The organism is Rugosimonospora acidiphila, from assembly GCF_039543385.1.
Classification (GTDB): Bacteria; Actinomycetota; Actinomycetes; order Mycobacteriales; family Micromonosporaceae; genus Rugosimonospora; species Rugosimonospora acidiphila.
Window position 1 is genome coordinate 185051 of the sequence record NZ_BAABJQ010000016.1, and the last position, 19692, is coordinate 204742.

A 19692-nucleotide genomic window follows, 5' to 3' on the forward strand; every position below is an offset into this window, starting at 1 on the left:
CTTATTCGCCAACCTATCGTGACGATCGATTGGAAGGGGTGCCGCGGCGTGATTTCGAATTTCAGGGGTTACCTGTGTTGAGTGACGCGGCTTGGCCACCCGGGCCGCCCGACCCGATCGATCACATCGCCATGCGTCGCGATCCGCTGAGCTTCGTAACATCACTATCGCCGGAGTACGGCGACATCACCTCGCACGTTGTCGCCGGGGAACGCATGGTCATGCTCCACCACCCCGATCACGTCGGCCACGTGCTCCGCGACCGTGCCGCTTCCTACACCAAGGAGGGCACGGTGGACGTCAAGATGCTGCGACCCCTGCTCGGCAACGGTTTGCTCACCAGTTCCGGGGAGGCGTGGGCATGGCAGCGCAAGGCATACGCGCCGGCGTTCCGGCCCGCACGCGTTACGGCGTACGACGCCGCGGTGACGGCCGCGACGTCAGAGGTGCTGCTGCCCCGTTTCCACGCTGCGGCCCGGGACGAGCAAACCGTCCGCGTGGATCACCTCCTCACCTCGCTCACGCTCTCGGTGCTGTTGCGCGTCGTCCAGGGCGCCGACATAGGGGACGTCGGCGCGGGGTTCGGCCGCGCTGTCGACGACGTCAACGAGTTCATGAGTCTCATGGACCCGATGGCCGATGGTGTGGAGGCTGCGCGGCGACGCTGGATCGCGTTCCAGAAGGCACGGGCGCTGCTGCGGATGGTGGCGACGAGCCTGATCGCCACTCGCCGCGGCCGCACCACCTCCGAGGACGACCTGCTCGCCCGCGTCCTGATCGACCAACACATCGGCAGCGACGAGGAGCTTCGCGATCAGGTGCTCACACTCGTCATGGCGGGCCACGAGACCACCGCGAAATCACTCACGTGGGCGCTTTACCTGCTCAATCGGCACCCCGTCGAGCGGGCGAGACTCGAAGAAGAGGTCGACAGTGTGCTCGAGGGACGCACACCCACAGCGGCCGACGTGTTGAGTCTCGCCCGGTGCCAGCACGTCGTCGAAGAAGCGATGCGCCTCTATCCCCCGGTGTGGACTATGACGCGCCGAGCCACGGACGAGGACGAGATCGCGGGTTTCCGCATACCTTCCGGCACGTTCGTCTCCTTCAGCCAATGGGAGATCCACCGCGACCCACGCTGGCACGACGAACCGACAGACTTCGTCCCCGATCGATTCGAGGACGGGCGGCGATCGGCGATGCACCCGTTTGCGTACTTCCCTTTCGGTGGGGGACAGCGCATCTGCATCGGGCAGCACCTTGCCCTGATGGAGGCGACCCTCGTGCTCGCGATGACCGTGCAGCGGTTCCGGGTCGCGGTCGCCACCGACGCAGTGATCGAGCCGGAGGCGCTCGTCACACTTCGACCCGTCAACGGCCTGCCGTGCACGGTGAGCGAGCGATGACCTCCGGCTCCTACGATCCCCATTGCACGGTCGGCACCGGCATCGATGATGAGGTGACCAGACTCGAAGCACAGGCCGCCCTCACGGCTGAGGCCGAGTTCGCGGTCATGGAGCGGATCGGGTTGCCCGGGCGGTTGCTGGTCGAGATCGGGAGTGGCTCCGGTGCATTCCTCACTCGGCTCGCCGACCGCTTTCCTGAACACGACGTGCAAGGTGTCGAGATTCGACCCGACCTCCTCGACCACGCTCGTGAACGGGGATGTCGTGTCCTGCAGGGCGACGCCTACGCACTCCCGCTGCCAGCCGATAGTTGCGGCACCGTGGTCCTACGTTTCGTCCTCCAGCACTTGGCCGACCCCCGGGCCGCCGTCCGCGAGGCCGCTCGGGTGCTGCAGCCGGGCGGCCGGCTCATCGTGATCGACGTCGACGGCGGTATGTGGGGTTGCGTCACTCCCACCTTCCCGGAGTTCATGGACATCTACACCAGGTTCGCGGCCGTGCAGGCCCAAGACGGTGGCGATCGCTTGGTCGGGCGCAAGGCATCGGGGTGGCTCCGCGATTCGGGCCTGACCCAGGTGCGTACCGAGGTATATAGCGTCACCAACGAGAACCGGCCCATCGATGACTTCGAGATCCACGTCGGGCCGTCTCGTCTGGCACCGCTGCTGGCACGCAACGAACTTGGGATCCGCGGTCTCGCGCGGGCCACGCAGGCGTGGGAACGACTGCGCTCGGATCCGGCGGCTTGGATCATGTTGCTCGGCATCATCGCAACCGGAGTGACGCCGATCGGGACGGCATCGCGAGACACGTGGGAAGGGGATTGATCATGCGCACATCGAAGAAGCGGTTCTTCCAGACCTTCTTCGCGATCCACTGCTATATGTGGGCCGTTGTCGCAACGGTAGGCATCCTCGATGCGATGCGGACAGCACCCGTTGACAGCAGCAGGATCGCACTGTGCCTGGTTGTCATCGTCATCGGCATCGCCCTCGGAACCCTGCTCATCCGTCGGCCACGCCTCTGACACGATTCAGCCCGGGAACAGCCCCGAGAGGGCGCGGCGAGGTTGAGGGCGGGGTTGACGGCGGGGTGGGCGTCTTCGCCGGACGTGACGTCCGTAGCCCGGTGCCGGGACTCCACGGCCCGGTGTTCCTCGATGGTCGGGGCGAGGCGGGCCGGCGGCGGCTGGTGCTTGTCTGGGTGTATAGGTAGTGGGCGGTCTCGCTCTTCTTCCAGTACCAGCGGCCCGGAACGCGGATGCGGCGCCGGGTGTAGCGGACGAGCTGGGCGACCTGCCGGGCGTCGGGGAGTCGATCCCGTCGTCGTGGTGACCGATCGCGGTCACCCGGCGGGAACGTGGTGTCGCTGACCGAGCGGCGGCTGGCGCAACTTGGGCTCGGTTCGGCGGCTGCCGCGGACCGTGTCTCGTCGAGCCGGAGCCCGGGGACGGCCGTCTTGTCTGTCGCTGAGGTGCTGCGGCTGAACAACGCGAAGTAGGCGAACCGGACCCCCGGAGTATCCGGTTTCGGTTGGGACTCGGCGATGTGGGCCACGTCAACCGATCCGTGCCCGCTGGGCGCTGGTGCGGTCGCGGATGGTTCGGGCATCTCGACCGTCGTGCAGGCGCCGGCCAGAACCGCGACCAACACGCCCGTCAGCAGTCTGGACCCGCGGTGGCGCAGCCCTCGGGGCTTGCGGGGACCGGTCACGTCCGCGACCACGTCGGCGACGATCACCCCGATCCGACACTGTTCGTTCTGGTCAACCACCATCGTCGACTGTGCACTCGCCGTGCCGAGGGACAGGCGATCGCATCACGCCAGCTGACGGCGTGCCAGCATCGCGAAGTGCCCTTCCTCGTCCGCGAGGAGCTCGCTGTAGGTGCCCTGCTGCACCACCTTGCCCCGGTCAAGCACTATGATCCTGTCGGCATCGGCGACGGTCGACAGCCTGTGTGCGATGATCAACCGGGTGGCGTTGAGCGTGCGCATGCTGTTCGCGACGATCTTCTGCGTCGGGTTGTCCAGTGCCGAGGTAGCCTCGTCGAAGCACACCATGCGCGGGCGGTTGACCAGGGATCGGGCGATCATGAGTCGTTGCCGCTGACCCCCGGAGAGGGCGCTGGCCCCTTCCGAGATCACCGTCGCCATACCCATGGGCATGTTCGTGATGTCCTCCTTGAGCCCGGCCATCTCCGCCGCATTCCATGCATCCTTGAGCGTCAGTCCGGACGTACCCAGGATGTTGGAGCGGATGGAGCCCGGCGTCAGGCCGCCGCCCTGGAGCACGACGCCACACTGGGAGCGCACTGCTCGCACGTCGAGTTCCGCGAGGTCGAGGCCGTCGAACGTGACCGCCCCTCTGAGCGGCTTCTCGAACCCGAGGATGAGCCTCAAGAGGGTCGACTTGCCGCTCCCTGATCCGCCGACGATGGCAACGAACTGGCCCGGATCGATGGTGAGCGACACGTTGTCGAGGATCAGTGGACCGTCTCCGTATCGGAAGGAAACCTCGCTCACGGTCACCTGCCCCGACAGCTCACCCGGGTCAACGGATCCCGCGTGCGTTTCGGCTGGCTCAGTCAGCACGGTCTCGACGTCACGGAGCATCGGCACTATGGGCACGGCGATCAGCGCAGTGGACGTCATCTGCATCACCGCTGCGATCAAGAGGTTCGTCGCGGTGAGGATCGTCAGGAACTCCGACGTGTCGATGTGACCCTTCCAAGGGCCGCCGACCAACCAGAAAAGGAGCGTGGTGCACGCCAGCGGATAGCCGACGTTGAAGGTCAACAACGCGTTCTGAGATGTCCGCAACTTCAGCTTGAGGCGAGTGTTGTCGACCTGCATTCCCGACCACAACCGGAGCAACCGATCCTCAGTCGCCGTGACCCGGATCTTGGGGACCGACGTCAGCAGTTGCAGCATCAGTGCGGAGCTGCGCTTCTCGCTCTCGTGAATTTCCGCCTGCACCTCGGAAGACCGGCGGCCGACCCGCCAGGTGACCGCAAATGCGAACACCACCAAAGCGAGCACGACGAGCGCCAATGGCGGGCTGTAGAAGCCAATCAGGATGAGGTTGAGTGATGCGCCAACCATGCTGATGAAAGCGACGGACAGGGCGCCGGCGAGCGCTTCTTGGCTGTAGTGCACCCCCAGGACACTTCTTGTGAGGGCACCCGCCTCGGTGTTGCGGAAGAAGCCGACGGGCAGGGCGAGCAGCTTTCCCCACACGGCGGTTTGCATGCGCCCCAAAACACGGCCGATGAGTTTAAGTACCGAAAGGTTGACGACGATGCCGAGGACCCCCATGACCACGGCCGCGACCATCACGGCGGCACTGCCGACCAGAATCATCTGGCCCTCGGCCATCGCCACGAAGCCACCGAGGACTTTTCCGGTCAATACCGGGACTGCCAAGCCGACGGCGCCGGAGAGGAGGACCAGGGCCAGGATCCGCGACATGTCTCCGCCGTGGCCGCTCAAACCGAAGCGGAACAGTTTCCCCGTCGTGGTGACGTCGTTGGATAGCACCGGATAGATCTGATAGCCGGTCTGGGCGATGCCCTTCGCGACCTTCTCATCGATCGGCACCGGACGTTCGGCACCGGTCGGGTCGACCAGGTAGTAGCGGTTGCCGGTACGCAAGGCCGCGGCAGGCTTGCGGTTCTTGCGCAGGAGGACGAACGGTCCACTGTCGGTCTTCCACCACCGGCCGGTGAGAAGCACCTCCCGCGAGTGCGCATGGTTGGCATGAAGAATCCGCGCCAACTGCCGCTCGGGCTTCCCGCCCCCTACACCGGTCAACGGAGCCTTGATCTCGAGTCCGATCTGCCGCCCCACAAGTCTCAACGCTCCGAGCATGGGATCGTCCTCGCGGACGTCGGACACCTGAACCAGGCCACGGTCGTCGAAGACTTGCTCAATCCGGTCGGCCACAGCCTCGATGTGAGCGTGGGCGGCTTCAGCACGACGCCGCAGCGCGCCGCGCTCCTCTTCCTCTGACTCGAGGATGCGCAGGTCGGCAGCCTCCATGAGACGCATCATGTGCGCCGACAGGGCGCCCCAGATTCCGCCGCCTACGAGCAGGTCGAGCGTGCTGACCGGTTCCAGCTCGCAGTCGGTCTCGACGACCAGCCAGTCGAGACGTCGCACGTACAGCAGGCTCCCAGGTCCATGGCTGCCAGAGATGTGCTCGCCGTACCTGACGTCGCCTTCTCGTACCCGCAGCCAGATCGCGTCACTGACCGGGCGAGCATCCTGCCCGGCCTTCAGCTGCACCGTCGCGTAGATCGGCTCGAACTCCCTCGGCGGCAGCGCAGAGCGCCAGGCGTCGGCGAGCGTCCCCAGCGTCCGGTCGAGGGCCGCCGCGAGCCCCTTGCTTGTGCGCGACTGACTGCGGTCGACCTGACCGTCGGCGCTCTCGAAGTCGACGGGCCGGATCATGGCCAGCCTGGTGTCCTCGCCGATCCTGGCAACCAACCGCGATCCCGACCGATCGGCGATCGAGGGAACCACCGAGCCCTTCTCGAGCCGGCAGACCTCGCGCCAGCGGCCGTGGGGCTGGCCAAGGCGGTTGAGACGCGCGGTGAACACATCGATGTAGCCGTTGAGAACGACGTACAGCACGTCGGACCCGTCGAAGACGATGGTCTGGCCGGCAACTCCGCCGACGGGCCGCCCGACCCGAGTGGCCCACTCGGAGACCTCGCCTGGCATCTTCCGGGGCTCGGCGCTCGTGGTGCTGATGGCACTACCTTCGTTCATCAGAGGTCCCCTTTCGGGAACGCTTTCGGTACTTGTCCCTTGAGGACTGACGTGAAACGGCGTCCCAGGAGGGCGGCCTTGATGGCACGACGCCCACAAGGGTGTCGTCCCGCGAGGACTGGTCCATCAGCACGGCGCCGTGCAACCGCTACCTGGAGATCCTCTGGCACTGCCTGACCAGGAACACCCCGTACGACGAAGTGATCCACGTCGCCAACCGCAACCGCGCCCTCGGCCGCTCCAACCAACTCAAACCCGCCGCCTGATCTTGTGGTTGACAAAGGGTGTCTCCTGCTCCGCTTGGTCGCTGATGCCGCTCCGGACCAGCCCGGGATAGACCTGGCCACGGCTCATCAATTCGTCGTGCGTGCCCCGCTCGACCACCTTGCCCTTGTCGATCACGATGATCTCGTCCGCGTCCCGGATCGTCGACAACCGGTGAGCGATGACCACCGCGCTGCATCCCCGCCGGCGCAGATTGTCGATGACCTTCCGTTCGGTCTCCGGATCGAGCGCACTGGTCGCCTCGTCCAGAACGAGCATGGTCGGCTGGGCGACGAGCGCGCGGGCGATCTCGAGACGCTGACGCTGGCCACCAGAGAGGTTGGCTCCGTCTTCTCCTAGATTGGCGTGGATGCCACCGGGGCGGCTGGTGACCGTCTCGAGCATCTCCGCATCATCGAGCGCAGCCAACACCAGTTCGTCAGGGATCGAGTCGTCCCACAGGGTCAGGTTGTCCTTCACACTCCCCGAGTACATGGTGACGTCCTGGTCGACGTATCCGACCGAGGCCGCGAGCACCGTCCTGGAGTGTTCCTGGCGGGGCCGCCCGTCCATCACGATGACACCTGCTGTCGGCTCGACCAGGCCCGCAATGACCCTGCCGATGGTCGACTTGCCGCTTCCGGAGGTGCCCACCAGCGCAAGCCGGCCGCCGGGTGCCAAAGTGAAGGTCACGTCGGAGATGACCGGCGGCTCGCCCGTGGAATAGCCGAAGCTGAGGTCTTTGACCACCAGTAAGCCGCTCAGGCGGGGGCGTTCCGCGTCGTCGCCGTTCTCCTGGACGACCGAGGGGTCGGCGGGATAGTCCTCGACGTCCTTCAGCCGGACCACCTCAGCGCCGAGCGTCTGTATGCGGCTGCTCAGATTGGTCAACTCGGAGATCGGTCGGTTGAGCCCCGCCAGCAGGCTCTGGAACGCGATGAGCGTCCCGACCGTTATCACGCCGTTGACGGCGCCCATGCCACCCAGCAAGAGGATGAAGGCGCTGTTGATGGTGGCGAGGAAGGGTGGCACAACCGCCAGCAGGGCGCTCGCCACTCCGATGCGCTGCTGCGCACCGAGCACCTTGGCATAGAAGCCGGCCCACCGCATGTGGGCAATGTCCTCCCCGGCAGTCGCCTTCACCGTCTCCATGGTCCGAAGCGTGTGGTAAGTGGTGCCCACCAGACCACCCATGTCGGCATTGACCGTGTCGTTGAGCGCACGACGGGCGGCGATCACGCGCTGCAGCAACACGACGTTGAGCATTGCCATACCGATGCCGACCGCACCGAGAAGCAGGGAGTAGCGCAGCAGAAACACTGCATAGAAGACGATCAAGAACATGTTGACAACGCTGACGACGAGATCCCGGGCCAAGACCTCGGCGACGCGCCCGTTGAAGCCTACGCGCTGTTCGAGCTCGGCTGCCTTGCGCTGCAGGAAGAAGCCCATCGGCAGGCGCAGTAGGTGGCGGATGAACTTCGCGGTCGACACCACCGACATCCATGCCTCGGTGCGCGCGAGGGCCTTGTATTGCACGTGGCTGATGAGCACCGACGATGCCACCGTGCACGCCATCACGCTCAACAGCGGCCAGAAGTACGACGGTGACGAACCCGAGAGGACCGAGTCATAGAACACCCGGTTGAAAGCAGGCCCGATGATGCCGGGGACAACGAGCAACAGACTCGCCAGGAGCATCAGGACGACTGCGTTGGCCGCGGAGACGCGCCGCGAGCGCAGTGCCGCGAACGTCGACGGGCCGGCGCCGCCCTGGCGGAAGTCCGGACCCGGCCGAACCATGATGACAACGCCGGTAAACCCGTCGTTGAACTCGTCCCAGGTCATCTTCTTCCGGCCGGCGGCGGGATCGTTGACGCGAACGACGGTCTTGCCCCAACGACGGGAGAAGCCTTCAATCACCATGAAGTGCTGGAACGCCCAGAAGATGATCGCTGGGGCCCGGAGGCGCTGGAGCTCGTCCAGGTCCATCTGATAGCCGACGGCTTCGAACCCGTGCTCGCGGGCAGCGGAGAGGAGATCCTTCGCGTTCGAGCCGTTGCGGGAGACCCTGCACTGGGAACGCAACTGCTCAAGGGGAACGTGCCGACCGTAGTGAGCCAGCAGGATTCCCAGTGCGGCTGCGCCACACTCCACCGACTCCATCTGGATACGGACCGGCGTCTTCCACGACTTGTGGCGCCGCCGGGCGGTCTCGGGCAGCAAATACATTGCTTGGCTGACTGCCTTCTCGCCCACGCTAGCCACCTTGGGGGTCTTGCTGCTGGCGTCGAGCCGCGGTTGCTGTCGTGGCAGCTGCTCTTGTTGCGGCTCCTGCACTGGCCGCCCGCCGCCGCCCGTCTCCGGGTCACCTTGCTGGCCCGGAGGGGATGGTGCCGGAGGGTCAGTCACTTTCCGGACAGCGCCCTCGGCCGGCGTGCGATCCCATCCTGGCTGCTTAGTGTTGTCGCGTTGGGCCACGTCAGCTCGTCCTCAGAATCACGTCGAAGGGTGTCCGATTTCCCAGATGGAACGAGGCTGCGACCTTCTGCTGAGGCGAGATCTGGAACGGCGGACCGTCGGCACTGGTCCACGCGAAGCCGCTCTTGGTCCGCCCATCCGTTTTCAGTTTGATCGTGACAGGCACCGTTGGCTGGCCCCGTGTCAGCTCATTGGCCGTGTACGGGCTGCCGACGATGCCAACCGCCATCGAAGGGTCGATCGGGAATCGACCCACCGCCAGGACCGTCCCCTTCAGCAGACCGAACCGAGGCTGCGGCACCCCCTCGACCGCCAGCAGTACGTCGATGCCCGGCCGTACCGATGTCGCCTGTGAGGTCGGAACGAATACCAGCGTGACGAGGTCGGAGGCCCCACTGCCCGCTTGAATGGTCGCCACCGTGTCACCCGGTGAGACGGTCTGTCCGACCGCGCCGGCCATGGTGAGAACCATTCCGTCGATTGGTGCAGTGACAGTCCGGCGCTTCTGGTCTTCGCCGGTTACGTCGAGGAGCGTGTCTCCGGCGCTCACCCGCTGACCGGGCTTCGCGGTCGCTATGGCGACTGTGCCGGCGTACGGCGTCGTGACAGCGCGATTGCCTTCCGCGCTCGTCAGGATTCCAGGCGCCGTCATTGTGATCGGCAGATTGCCGTTCACCGACCAGATCGCGGCGCCGAGGACCACCGAGAGGATGACGAACAGAGCCGTCCATCCTCGCGTGTCCACTAGCATGATCGGGCGGTCGAGCTCGTCCGGCTCTCGCATCTTTTGCAGTGCCCGACCACGGAACTTCATCCCGCACCCTCTTCGTCCACGTCCTCAGGCAACCTGCTGCCGAGGGTCATCTCACCGACAGGTGCCAGCTCACCAAGACCGCGGCCCGTTGCAGCCGCGAATGCCGAACCGTCGCCGGCTCCCACGGCGCAGGTAGCCAACCCCATGGCTTCGGCAGCGAGGTAAACGGCGTGCATGAGCACACCCGTGTGCTTCGCCATCAGCGCGTAACCGATCGATTCGTACTTGGTAAGGAGACGCGCGGGCCGCGCCGCGAACTGCAACAACACCTGCGGCGGCTTTGTCTGCAAGGTGGCGCTGGTGGCGAACCCCACGAGCCGCTCCAAGTCCCGGCCGACGCCCGCAATCTGAACGAGCCGATGCTCGTGCCCGTCGTACCACCACAGACCCGGATCGAGCCCGTCGCAATGTTGACTCGCTACGAACACCTCGACCTCGTGGAGAGCTCCCCCCGCGGGCACCGGACGATCAACCGCTTCTGCACCCTCGCCCCTCAGGACGCCGCGTACCCGCGCCACCCGATAAAGCAACTCGCTCAACTGGTCAAGGGTGATAGGGCGATCGCCGTCATGCTCCCGGCGGGACCGGCGGGCCTCGCTGACTGTGGTGAGCGAAGGATCCGTCCGAGCGAGCAGATCCAGGTCGGGCGTTGGCAGGTCAACAACCGTCGTGGCCCCCGGCTCCCAGCGCGCGGGCGGCACCGGCACGATCTTCGCCCCGCGGTAGGTTCCCGCGAACCCCGACACCGTGTCGGGGAGGCGCGAATGCAGATAGGCGGCCCACTCGGCGACGCTCCACAGCATCTCATCGGCCACTGGAGGCTTCTCGCGCAACGCGCCAGCCGCGGCCAGGATCCGCGCGAACTCGGGCCACCATGGCGCCGTCGGCACCTGGCGCGCCGCGGCCTCGGCCCAAGCCGCCGCCGCGCCCGGACTGAGGTACACCTGGCACCAGGCATCCGGTGCCTGCAGCACCAGCCGGTTGTCCTCGATCCGCACGGTGGCCGCACGGTTGGGCGTCCAGGCCGTCAGATCACGCGTCCGGGGAGGAAGCGCGACCGGGCCACGCGTGAGCGGAACAAGCTCCGCAAGGGGCTCGCTCGCATTGCCTGGGAGCCGATAGAGCATGGCACCGACCGCGTCCAGTTTGCGCAGCAGCATCGACCAGGGCAGCGCCGACCCGAGGTCCCGCGTCACCCCGCTCCGGGCCGCGGCTCCTTCTACATCAGCACCCTGCGCAAGCTCCGTCAGAGCCTGGAGAATGAGGTCCGACTTGACGGTCAAGTCGAACGTGCGTCCGCGCAGGTGCAGGCGCGGTCGCGGTTCCAGGACCAGCTCCGCCTGGGGCGCGAGCACCTGCTGCACCGCGATTCGCTGGGTTCTAGTGTCCGACCGTGTGGTTGTCATCAGAAGAAGACGTTCCGGGGATTCAGCTCCGACTCGGCGGTCGGGCTGCCACGGCGCCCCATCTGAACGGGGACGTCGTACAGCCGGCCCGGCCCGGTGCGTCGCCAGAAGTGGCGCATTCCCGGCGCCATCACCTTGACGACGGAGAGCTCTATCTCGGGACGCGTCAGGTCCGCGACGATGACCTCGAGACCGACCCGCGCGGCAGCTTCTACACAACTCTGCACGCATGCGCCGAGATCTCGGCTCACGTCTCCCTCACCTTCTGGTATCAGCCTGAGTGGCTGAGCCGGATCGGGCAGCAGCCACGGGTTGTCGGCCAGCTTCGCTTCCTTGCACCAGGAAATCAGGGCGGGATCGTCGTGCCAGTAGAGCGTGTTGCCGTCGGCGTCTCGCCGCCGCACGGTGGGCAGGAACTGGTTGACCTCGGTCAGCGCCCGGGACAGTGCCGTCCGCGCGTCCGGGTGCGCTCCAAACCCAACCATGATGTCTTCGACGTCGTGGTCGCGGGACGTGCACGCCGCGAACGCCGGGATGCCGAGATCCGAGGTGATGTCGAGGACCCAGAGCTTTCGGTCCAGACTGGCGTAGAAGTTCTCGAGGGTGGCGACGTAAGGGTCGTCGATGGAGTCGAGAGCGACGCCCGGGACAGTGAGCCGGTTGTACCACCAGATCGCCACCGAGTCACGTTCGACGAGCTCGCACAGGCCCTGGAGGATCGCCTCCTCACGGACGTTGCCGCTAGCGCTGCCGTTGGAATCGCCCAGACAGAAGAAGTGCTCGCGCAGATCAGGATGGCCGTACCAGACGTACGCCGCCGGCACCGCTCGCGGGCGATTCTCGGTCAGCGACCAACCGTCGTACCAGGAAATCTCACGCGAGCGGTCGAAGCGTTCGGGTACCACGTGCAGCCGATGACCGACCGAGTCGCTGTTCCACTCGTCGCGCCCTTCGTACTGCGCGTCGGAGTAGAGAGTCAGGGTGTCGGGGTCGACCGCGACGGCCGAATCGAGGTCGTTGTACGCCGCCCGGTAGACATCCTCGTCACCGCGCCATACGGCTGAGTAGCGCTCGATCGCTTCGCAGATCGCGCTGACCTGCGCCTGGATCGACGTGCGGCCCTTGCCGCCGCTCTGCGAGCGGAGGTTGCGGCGCAAGTTGGCGACGCTGTCCTGCCCGATCGCGAAGTTGTGGCCGGCGGCGTAGCTGTAGGTGAGGCCGTCCTCGTTGCCCCCGTCCAAGGGGATCACGCCGGTGACAGCACCTATCAGCGGCGAGATGTGCTTCTGCAATCGGTCGAAGGTCTCCTGGGCTGTGCAGACCCGGATTCCACCGTCGGTCGTCTTCGTGGCCTGGCCACGGCTCAGCACGATCTTGCGGTCGGCCGGGCTCGCGACACTCGGGTCTCCGCACGCTGGGCACTGAGGTTGTCGCACCAATACGTGGTCGCCCTGACTGCCGTGGCGGACACTGTTGGTCCGCAGCACGCCGGTCAACTCACTACGCCCCATAACGAGGCGCGTCAACACGGCCGGGGCAAGCAGCCCGATGAGAAGGTGATGACCGCTCGCGTGCTCGGACTGAAGAAAAAGACGCGACGGCTTGTGCTGACGGCCGTAGACGAATCGCTCGGCCTGCCGGTTCCCCTCAAGTCGCTGCGCGAGGCATCGCCAGCAACCGGTTTCGCCGGGCTCGAACTCGGGCCCGACCCAGGTGGCGGTGCCGGTCGGCTTCGCCAGCATCCAGGACTGCGACCTGGCGAGCATCGTTGCGTTGAGTGCATCGAGGTCTTCGTTGAGATAGTCGTCGACCAGAACGACGACCAGGTCCCAGGAACCGGACGCCAGCGCGTCGCCGGCCACTTCCTCGACGTTCCGCAGGCCGGTATCTCGCAGTCCCGCGGCCGCGGTGCCTGTCGTGGTGCCGAGCGGCGTCACCGCGACCCGACTCTGATTCAGCACGCGCTCCACGTGCTGCGTCGGCAGTCCGAGCGCGTCGACCCACTCCGTCAGCGGCTCTGGCAGCCCGCTTGCGCCCTCCGTGATGTAACCTGCGGCCTCGAATCGATGGAGCTGGGTGAGCACTGCCAGCGGTTGAATTCGACCGGCCAGGTCGGCGATGAGTTGCTGGACATCCCGGGTGCCGTCAAGGAGTTCGACCAGCGGCCCGACGTTCTCGCCTTCGAGCACGAAGGCTTCCATGTCACCGAGGAGGAACACCCGCCCCCCAACGGCCTCGGCGCGGAGATGACTGCGTAGCCTTGGCTGCTTGATCATCCGTTTCCCCACTGATCATTCAACCTCGTGACGGCAACCTCTCGATGGCAGGGGAGAGGCGATAGCAGTCGAGAGGTTGTTCGACTGCCCGGGGCAGAGTGTCTCCAGTTCCGCGGCAGCGGCGCAAGACTTCATGATGCGTATGCGTGGTGGCGCCCCGCTCGGTACGTATGCGCGATTGTCAGGCGTGGTCATTGGGAAGCAATGGTCGATGCTTGCGACGCGGCGCTGGTGACAGGTGCCGGTCGCCGACCGGCGTCGCGAACGCGGCCACGCCCGGGACGAGAGGCGCGCCCCGAAGGTCACCTCGCTGGCCGCCTGGCAGGCCGACGGCGCCGAGCTGAGCGACCTGATCAGGGGGCACCGGGCGATCGAGGACCGCCTCCACTACGTAGGGGACGTAAACAACCCGCATGGTGGCCCTCATCCAGAGGTCATAACCGCCGATACCGCGCCTCGGTCCGACTCCACGCCGACCCTGCACACCCACCGACCCGGCTCCTCGGCCCGCTCCCCGAACCGGACGTGCGAGTCTCCCCGCATCGCGGCTCTCCAGTGCTACTGCGTGTTCGGCTGCGGGTGGGTGCTGCCGTGGCAGCGGGCGCAGACGATCGCGGTCTTCCGTCGGCTGTCCCGTATGGCAGCGAAAAGGTTGAAGAACAAGCTGAGTGGGTGTTTTGAGGGGCCTCATGGTGATGGTGTGGCGTCGTGACGGTGATAGTCGGCTCGGGCAGGGTGTCGCGTGTCTTCGCGTCGCGGCTACCCGTCTGATCTGAGCGACGCCCGCCGGGACCTGGTCAAGGACCTGCTGCCGGAGCCGAGCGCGGATGGGCGGCCGGAGAACCATCCGCGGCGCGAGATTGTCAACGCGATCCTCTACCTGGTTCGCTCGGACTGCCCGAGGCGGTACTTGCCCGCGGATCTACCGCTACAGCAGACGGTGTACTGGTACTTCGCACGGTGGGAGTAAGCCGGTGTCACGGAGAAGCTGCTCTCCGCGCTGCGGGTCAAGGCACCGCGCAAGCTTCCATCAACGCCTGGGTGCACGCCTACAACCACGCCCGCCCACACCAGGCGCTGGCGATGGCCACGCCGGCGAGCCTGTTTCCAGCCCCGCCACCACGACCCCCAGGCGCTCACGGTAACCACCGGGGCCGAACCCGCGCCGCAACCGGTGCCCGCAGCGCCCGGGGCGCCGCTGCTGGTACCCGCCGGGGTACGGCTGCGCGGCGCCACCCCGGCCGGGCCGCCACCGGCCACGGGCGTGCCGCGCAACCGTCCGCTGCCCGGTGGCACGGTGGTCGAGGTCGACCGCACCGTCGACGCCAGCGGCGTCATCGGCCTCAGCGGTCACGACCTGGCCGTGGGCGCGCACCTGGCCGGGCAACGCGTCGTGGCCCGCCTGGACGGGCACCTCGTCCACGTCATCCCCGACGGCGTGCTGGCCAAGACCCTGCCCTCACCCATCCCCGTCCAGCAACGCGGCTGCGATCGCGCCAGGTTGGGCAAGGCCGTCTCGACGGTGTCTCGGGAGGTGGCCGCCAATGGCCGACGGCAGGATTATCGTGCCTGGCGGGCGGACCAGCGCGCTCGTGCGCAGGCTCGGCGGCCGAAGCCGTTCAAGCTGTCCGGTGGCCGGTTGGCGGGCCAGGTGACCGAATGGTTGAAGCAATGGTGGTCGCCGCAGGAGATCGCGCACCGGCCGCTGCACCTGCCAGACGGTCGGGACGCGGTCGGCGTCGAGCGGACGTTACGCGACGCTATCGGAACACTGCCGGGCGAGCTGCGCCGCAGCCCCACCTGGGATCAAGGCAAGGAAATGGCTCACCACGCTCGCTTCACCGTTTCCGCCGGCGTCCAGGTCTACTTCTGCGATCCCCACAAGCCATGGCAGCGCGGCTCAAACGAGAACACCAACGGCTTGCTGCGCCAGAACATGCCCAAGGGAACGGACTTGTGCGTGCACACCGCGGTCATCAAGTGTCCGGCGAACTGGGCGTCAGAAACCGACGGTCCTTTCTCGCCGGGTTCGCGCTGCGGCGAACCTGCAGCGGGATTTGAGCAGCCGATTGTTCAGTGGGGTGTTTGACCTGGCTTCCGTTCGGCCCTTCAGCTTGCCGCTCGATCGGGAAGGAGAATCTTTTGATCGCGGGTGCTGGTGCGCCCAGGCCGGTTCAGCTTCTTGGGTACGACCCACCCGGCATACGGCGGCGCTGCCGCGCCGGCGTTCTTGTGGCGCTCCCCGCTCGCCTGGTTCTGTCGCAGAACCTCCACTGCCTGGCACCTCCCTGCGTGTCGAGGAGATGCCCTTACGCACTCTGGCCACAGGGCTGAGAACGGTACGTACCACGTTTGCCTCCTGGGTTACGCCCCGTTGCCGTGCCTCGAGGTCTGGATCCCGTGAGCTGCACCACGCAAAGTGATAGCTGTCCACGAGGCACGTGGCGGGCGTCGGCAGTGAACCGACTGCAGGATCCAAGAAGGGATGCAGCATGGCTTTGTCCGAACAGGATCGCGCCGACTTCGTCGGTGGTTACACGCGGGCTGTCATCAATGCGTGGTCGAATGATGAGTTCAGCGCGCTGCTTGAGTCAGACCCGAAGGCGGCGCTCACCGAGGCCGGCATCGCCATCCCCGACGGCGCCACGGTGCGGGTGGATCGCCGAGACCCGGAACCGGAGCGGGGGGGTGACTCCAGCCTCGAACAGCAGGTGGAGCTCTACGAAGCCGGCCAGACCAGCGGGACGTACGTGTTCCTGATTCCGTCGACCCCCCAGGTCAATACGGAGGAGCTGAGCGAGGAGGAGCTCGCGGGTGTGTCGGGCGGCGACTCCTGCTGCTGCTGCCCTTGTTGCTGCTGCACCTGAGCAACGGTATCGACGAATGGGCGGCGAACACTGCAAGGTGCTCGCCGCCCATTCGTGATTCTTGGCCACGATGCCGAGCAGGTGGTCTTAGCGCTCGGTCCGCGGCGTCGTCATCAGTGGCCGCCGGTCGCGGTGGCTGTCCTCTGAAGGAGTCGTATGGCCGCCATTCACGCGGGATGGTACCTCGCCGCGTACGACAACGAGGTATCGGAAGGTGTTGCCCCACTTGAGCTCGGCGGGCGACGTCTGATGACCGTGCGCGAGGCCGATCGGGTGAGAGTGTTCGACGCCGACTGCCCGCACCGTGGCGCTCACCTGGGCTACGGCGGAACGATCGACGGTGATTGCGTCGAGTGTCCGTTCCACGGCCGGCGCATCGCGCTCGGCGACAAGAACAAGCGGTATGCCGTTGCCGAGCATCGCGCGCACCTCCTCAGCGGCATGCTGTTCGTCCGGCTCAGGAGCGATCACGACGCCGATCTCGGCTTCGAGGCAACCATTCTCCGGTACGCCAAAGAACGCACCTTCGTGCCGATGGTCAATGCGCACCTGCCCACCTCCACCCGGATGATCATGGAGAATGGGTTCGACTCGGAACACTTCACCGCGCTGCACAGGATGCCCGGATTCAGTCGGTTCACAGCGGCGGCGTCGGAAACGGGAGAGATCGCCGTTACCGCTAAGTTCGGTTCCAAGACCGCTGGTGAGTTCTACCTGCGTGCCTTCTCGCCGACGTTGGTCGTGACCGAACTGCGGTCGCCGGAGCGCACACAGGTGATCATCACGGGGACCGTTCCCGAGGACGGCGGCTGCGTGATGCGAATCGGGTTCGCCGTGCCTCCCGAGGACGAAGCGCTCATCCCGGAGTGGAAGCGGATGACCCACATCGGGTTCGAGCAGGACCGGCTGGTATGGGACCACATCGACGAGTCCGCCCCGCCGGATCTCTCCAAGGCCGACTCCTTGATCCAGGAGTTCTGGGAGTTCTGCGAGAAGTTCCCGACGATCGACGGTGGCCGCAGGTGACACTGCCCGCTCTAGCGATCACCAAGCAGGCCGCGCTCGTTGGTGACGCGCCGACCGTCGTGTGGGTGCACGGTTACACGATGTCGGCGGAGGCGTGGCTTCCGTTGTGGCAGCGGATGCCGGGGTTCGCACACGTCGGCGTCGACCTGCCCGGTCACGGCGCCACCGCGCCCTGGCCGCCAACCGCGACTCTGGGCGACGTGGGATCGGCCGTTGCCGAAGTGATGCGTGAGCACGCCGCCACCCGGCTGGTGGGGTTGTCGTTCGGCAGTGCGGTCGCCCTCGAGGCCACGCTGCGCGGTGGCCCGGTCGATCGTCTGGTGATGGCTGCACCGACGATCAACGAGAAGGTCCGCGACGACCCGCACGCCCGCGACCGGGTCATGGAGCTGGCGCGGGGGCGGCGGGCCGGGTTGACGAGTAAACGGCTGGCGAGCATCTGGATGGCGTCGCCCCCGGACATCTTCAAGGGTCTTTCGCGTCATCCTGAAGCATGGCGTCATCTGGCCGACGTGATCGGCAAACACACCTTCGACGAGTACCTCAACGGTTCCATGATGGGGATCCTCGAGTCCGAGCAGGACGACGCCATGCTGCGCCAGGTAGGCGCGCGGACCGCGGTAATCGTCGGCACCGACGACATGCCGCGCTTCATCCGGAACGCCGAGCGACTCCGGGTCGCGATTGCCGACTGCGCGGTGCACACCCTGCCCGGTGTCGGTCACATCCCGCTGTTCGAGCAGCCGGTCGACTCGGTCAAGATCATGTCGGACTTCCTGTCGTCCTGAAGCGCCGGCCGGGGACGCCTTGAATCGCTGCGGCAGTTTCCGGGAGCGGTCAGGGCGCGTCGATCAGTCGATGAATCATTGGATCTTGCTAGTGACGTAGCGGTGGACGACCTGACCCGCAACACCGGGCGGGCTGAGCCACCGGCGGGATCGACCACGACACCGCCGCGTTCGCAGTGGAGACGCTGCGTCGCTGGTGGCTCGCCCGAGGCTGGCACGACTACCCCGACACGCGTGTGTCCTGCTGGTCACCGCGGACGCCGGCGGGTCAGACAGCTATCGGCCCTGCGCTTTGCGCAGACACCTCAACGGCACGACCATCGCACGGCACGAGCGTGTGGGTCGCCGGCCGCGTGCGGTGCCGCGGTCGCCGCCTGGTCACCGTGGCGCCGTGGCGCCGTGGAGAAGGACTACCTCGGCCTCCCACAGCAGTCGGCTGTAGCCGTGGATCAGCTTGAGGTCGAGCATGCTCAGCCATAGTCCGGCCCGCTGGCGCGGTGATACGAAGCGACCCTGCACCGCATCGGCGTCGGGATCGAATCCCCAGTCCGGTACGTCTCCGCCCTCGACGAGCACTGCCAGAGCGCGGGGATGGACGGCGAAGAAGCCGGACAGCGTCTTGCCCACGAGTGAGGAGCGCCAGACGCCGCCGGCCGCAAGGTCCAACGTCCTGACACCGGCGAGCAGCTCCATCCCGGGGCGACCGGCGAGGCCGAAGCGCTCGATCAGCGCCTTGCTCACCCACTTGAGGATCTCGCGGTGAGTGGTGGCGTCCTGGAGCACCAGGCGCAGCATCGTCTGGTAGTACATCTCCTCGCGCAGGACGTGCGGCCCGAGGATCGAGAGAAGAAGCTCTTCGTCGAACTTGCTGGGATCGGCCAGTGCGACGGCGTAGTTGTGCTGCACTTCGGTCAGGCCAGGGCAGGGGACCTCACCGGCGTCGATCAGGTCGATGATGGCGTCGACCAGGTCGACGATGCGGACGCCGCCGACGTGGGAGAGATAGCGCAGGGTGCACCGCATGCTCGCTTTCGCGAACACACCGGTCGCAGCAGCGTGCATATTGCCGCGTCGCCACTCCGCTTCAGTCAGGTCGGGGTGTCCGAGCACGACGTCGGCGACGAGGTCAGGATTGCTGACGTCGCCTGGCCGACGCTCGACGATGAGAGGGTATTGGGCGCCGAAGGTGTCGGAGGCGTACTCGGTGTTGTTGAGCAGCAGCAACGGCCACACCACCGGGCAACCACCCGCCTGCAGCACACGTTCGATGCCGGCCAGATGCGTCTCGAGGCTCTCCCCGGGCAGACCCCAGATCAGGTCCGTGTAGGTGGGGATGCCACGACTCCGGAACTCGGTCAGTAAGGTGTCGTAGCGATCCGACTTGATGTTGCCCCGTTTGGCGAGTTCGAGGGTGCGCGTGTGGAAGGACTGGGCTGACAGAGTCACCGCGGGCAGCATGCCGCGGTTATGCAGGATCTCGGCGATCTCGACCACTTTGGAGTTGCTGTTCTTGGCCCAGTTGGTCATGAACACAATGCGCTTGTCGTACTTGGCGCACAGGTCGACGAAGATCTGAACGATCTCAATGTCCCGGC

Annotated in this window: 13 protein-coding genes and 4 pseudogenes; 11 read left to right on the forward strand and 6 right to left on the reverse strand. The window is 66.4% G+C overall.

Annotated elements, in window-relative coordinates; translation table 11 throughout:
* Positions 1–38: 38 nt before the first annotated feature.
* Genes ABEA87_RS25320 through ABEA87_RS25330 form a run of 3 tightly spaced genes read left to right on the forward strand, consistent with a single transcriptional unit; the run spans position 39 to position 2433 of the window.
* Positions 39–1406, forward strand: a complete 1368-nt coding sequence (locus tag ABEA87_RS25320) for a cytochrome P450 (RefSeq protein ID WP_345633615.1) — start codon at positions 39–41, stop codon at positions 1404–1406.
* Complete coding sequence (locus ABEA87_RS25325; RefSeq protein WP_345633548.1) at positions 1403–2233, forward strand: class I SAM-dependent methyltransferase; 831 nt, start codon at positions 1403–1405, stop codon at positions 2231–2233. Before ABEA87_RS25320 ends, ABEA87_RS25325 begins: the two co-directional genes overlap by 4 nt.
* A gap of 2 nt (positions 2234–2235) precedes the next feature.
* A complete protein-coding gene (locus ABEA87_RS25330; protein ID WP_345633551.1) occupies positions 2236–2433 on the forward strand; it encodes a hypothetical protein in 198 nt (65 codons plus the stop codon).
* Between the two features lie 790 nt (positions 2434–3223).
* On the opposite strand, the gene ABEA87_RS25335 is transcribed toward ABEA87_RS25330, so the two are convergent.
* The gene (locus ABEA87_RS25335) at positions 3224–6175 is read right to left on the reverse strand and encodes an ATP-binding cassette domain-containing protein (RefSeq protein WP_345633554.1); all 2952 of its coding nucleotides are present in this window, start codon (positions 6173–6175) and stop codon (positions 3224–3226) included.
* Positions 6176–6276: 101 nt separating this feature from the next.
* On the opposite strand from ABEA87_RS25335, the gene ABEA87_RS25340 reads away from it, so the two are divergent.
* Positions 6277–6441 (forward strand): hypothetical protein, encoded by a 165-nt coding sequence (locus ABEA87_RS25340; protein ID WP_345633557.1) that lies wholly within the window; start codon positions 6277–6279, stop codon positions 6439–6441.
* Here the strand turns inward: ABEA87_RS25340 and ABEA87_RS25345 are convergent.
* From ABEA87_RS25345 to ABEA87_RS25360, 4 genes are all read right to left on the reverse strand, one after another.
* A complete protein-coding gene (locus ABEA87_RS25345) occupies positions 6425–8698 on the reverse strand; it encodes an NHLP family bacteriocin export ABC transporter peptidase/permease/ATPase subunit (protein WP_345633559.1) in 2274 nt (757 codons plus the stop codon). The two genes, ABEA87_RS25340 and ABEA87_RS25345, sit on opposite strands and share 17 nt — an antisense overlap.
* A gap of 223 nt (positions 8699–8921) precedes the next feature.
* Positions 8922–9734: an HlyD family efflux transporter periplasmic adaptor subunit gene (locus ABEA87_RS25350; RefSeq protein WP_345633562.1), complete on the reverse strand. Its 813-nt coding sequence runs from the start codon at positions 9732–9734 to the stop codon at positions 8922–8924.
* Entirely contained in the window at positions 9731–11098 is a 1368-nt protein-coding gene (locus ABEA87_RS25355; RefSeq protein WP_345633565.1) for a SagB family peptide dehydrogenase, read from the reverse strand. Before ABEA87_RS25355 ends, ABEA87_RS25350 begins: the two co-directional genes overlap by 4 nt.
* A gap of 41 nt (positions 11099–11139) precedes the next feature.
* Complete coding sequence (locus ABEA87_RS25360) at positions 11140–13416, reverse strand: TOMM precursor leader peptide-binding protein (RefSeq protein WP_345633568.1); 2277 nt, start codon at positions 13414–13416, stop codon at positions 11140–11142.
* Positions 13417–14176: 760 nt separating this feature from the next.
* On the opposite strand from ABEA87_RS25360, the pseudogene ABEA87_RS25365 reads away from it, so the two are divergent.
* The 7 genes and pseudogenes from ABEA87_RS25365 to ABEA87_RS25390 all read left to right on the forward strand — a co-directional run.
* Positions 14177–14380: pseudogene (locus ABEA87_RS25365) on the forward strand (transposase); the annotation flags it as partial.
* Positions 14377–14499, forward strand: a pseudogene (locus ABEA87_RS42690) (integrase core domain-containing protein); the annotation flags it as partial. The pseudogenes ABEA87_RS25365 and ABEA87_RS42690, both read left to right, overlap by 4 nt.
* Positions 14500–15136: 637 nt before the next feature.
* Positions 15137–15385, forward strand: a pseudogene (locus ABEA87_RS25370) (IS30 family transposase); the annotation flags it as partial.
* 523 nt (positions 15386–15908) lie between these two features.
* Positions 15909–16283 (forward strand): hypothetical protein, encoded by a 375-nt coding sequence (locus tag ABEA87_RS25375; RefSeq protein WP_345633574.1) that lies wholly within the window; start codon positions 15909–15911, stop codon positions 16281–16283.
* A gap of 156 nt (positions 16284–16439) precedes the next feature.
* Positions 16440–17309, forward strand: a complete 870-nt coding sequence (locus ABEA87_RS25380) for a Rieske 2Fe-2S domain-containing protein (RefSeq protein ID WP_345633576.1) — start codon at positions 16440–16442, stop codon at positions 17307–17309.
* Positions 17306–18097: an alpha/beta fold hydrolase gene (locus ABEA87_RS25385; RefSeq protein ID WP_345633578.1), complete on the forward strand. Its 792-nt coding sequence runs from the start codon at positions 17306–17308 to the stop codon at positions 18095–18097. Before ABEA87_RS25380 ends, ABEA87_RS25385 begins: the two co-directional genes overlap by 4 nt.
* 146 nt (positions 18098–18243) lie before the next feature.
* Positions 18244–18380 (forward strand): annotated as a pseudogene (locus tag ABEA87_RS25390) (ISAzo13-like element transposase-related protein); the annotation flags it as partial.
* 95 nt (positions 18381–18475) lie between these two features.
* On the opposite strand, the gene ABEA87_RS25395 reads toward ABEA87_RS25390, so the two are convergent.
* On the reverse strand, positions 18476–19692 hold a 1217-nt coding region (locus tag ABEA87_RS25395), incomplete at its 5' end, for a radical SAM protein (RefSeq protein WP_345633581.1).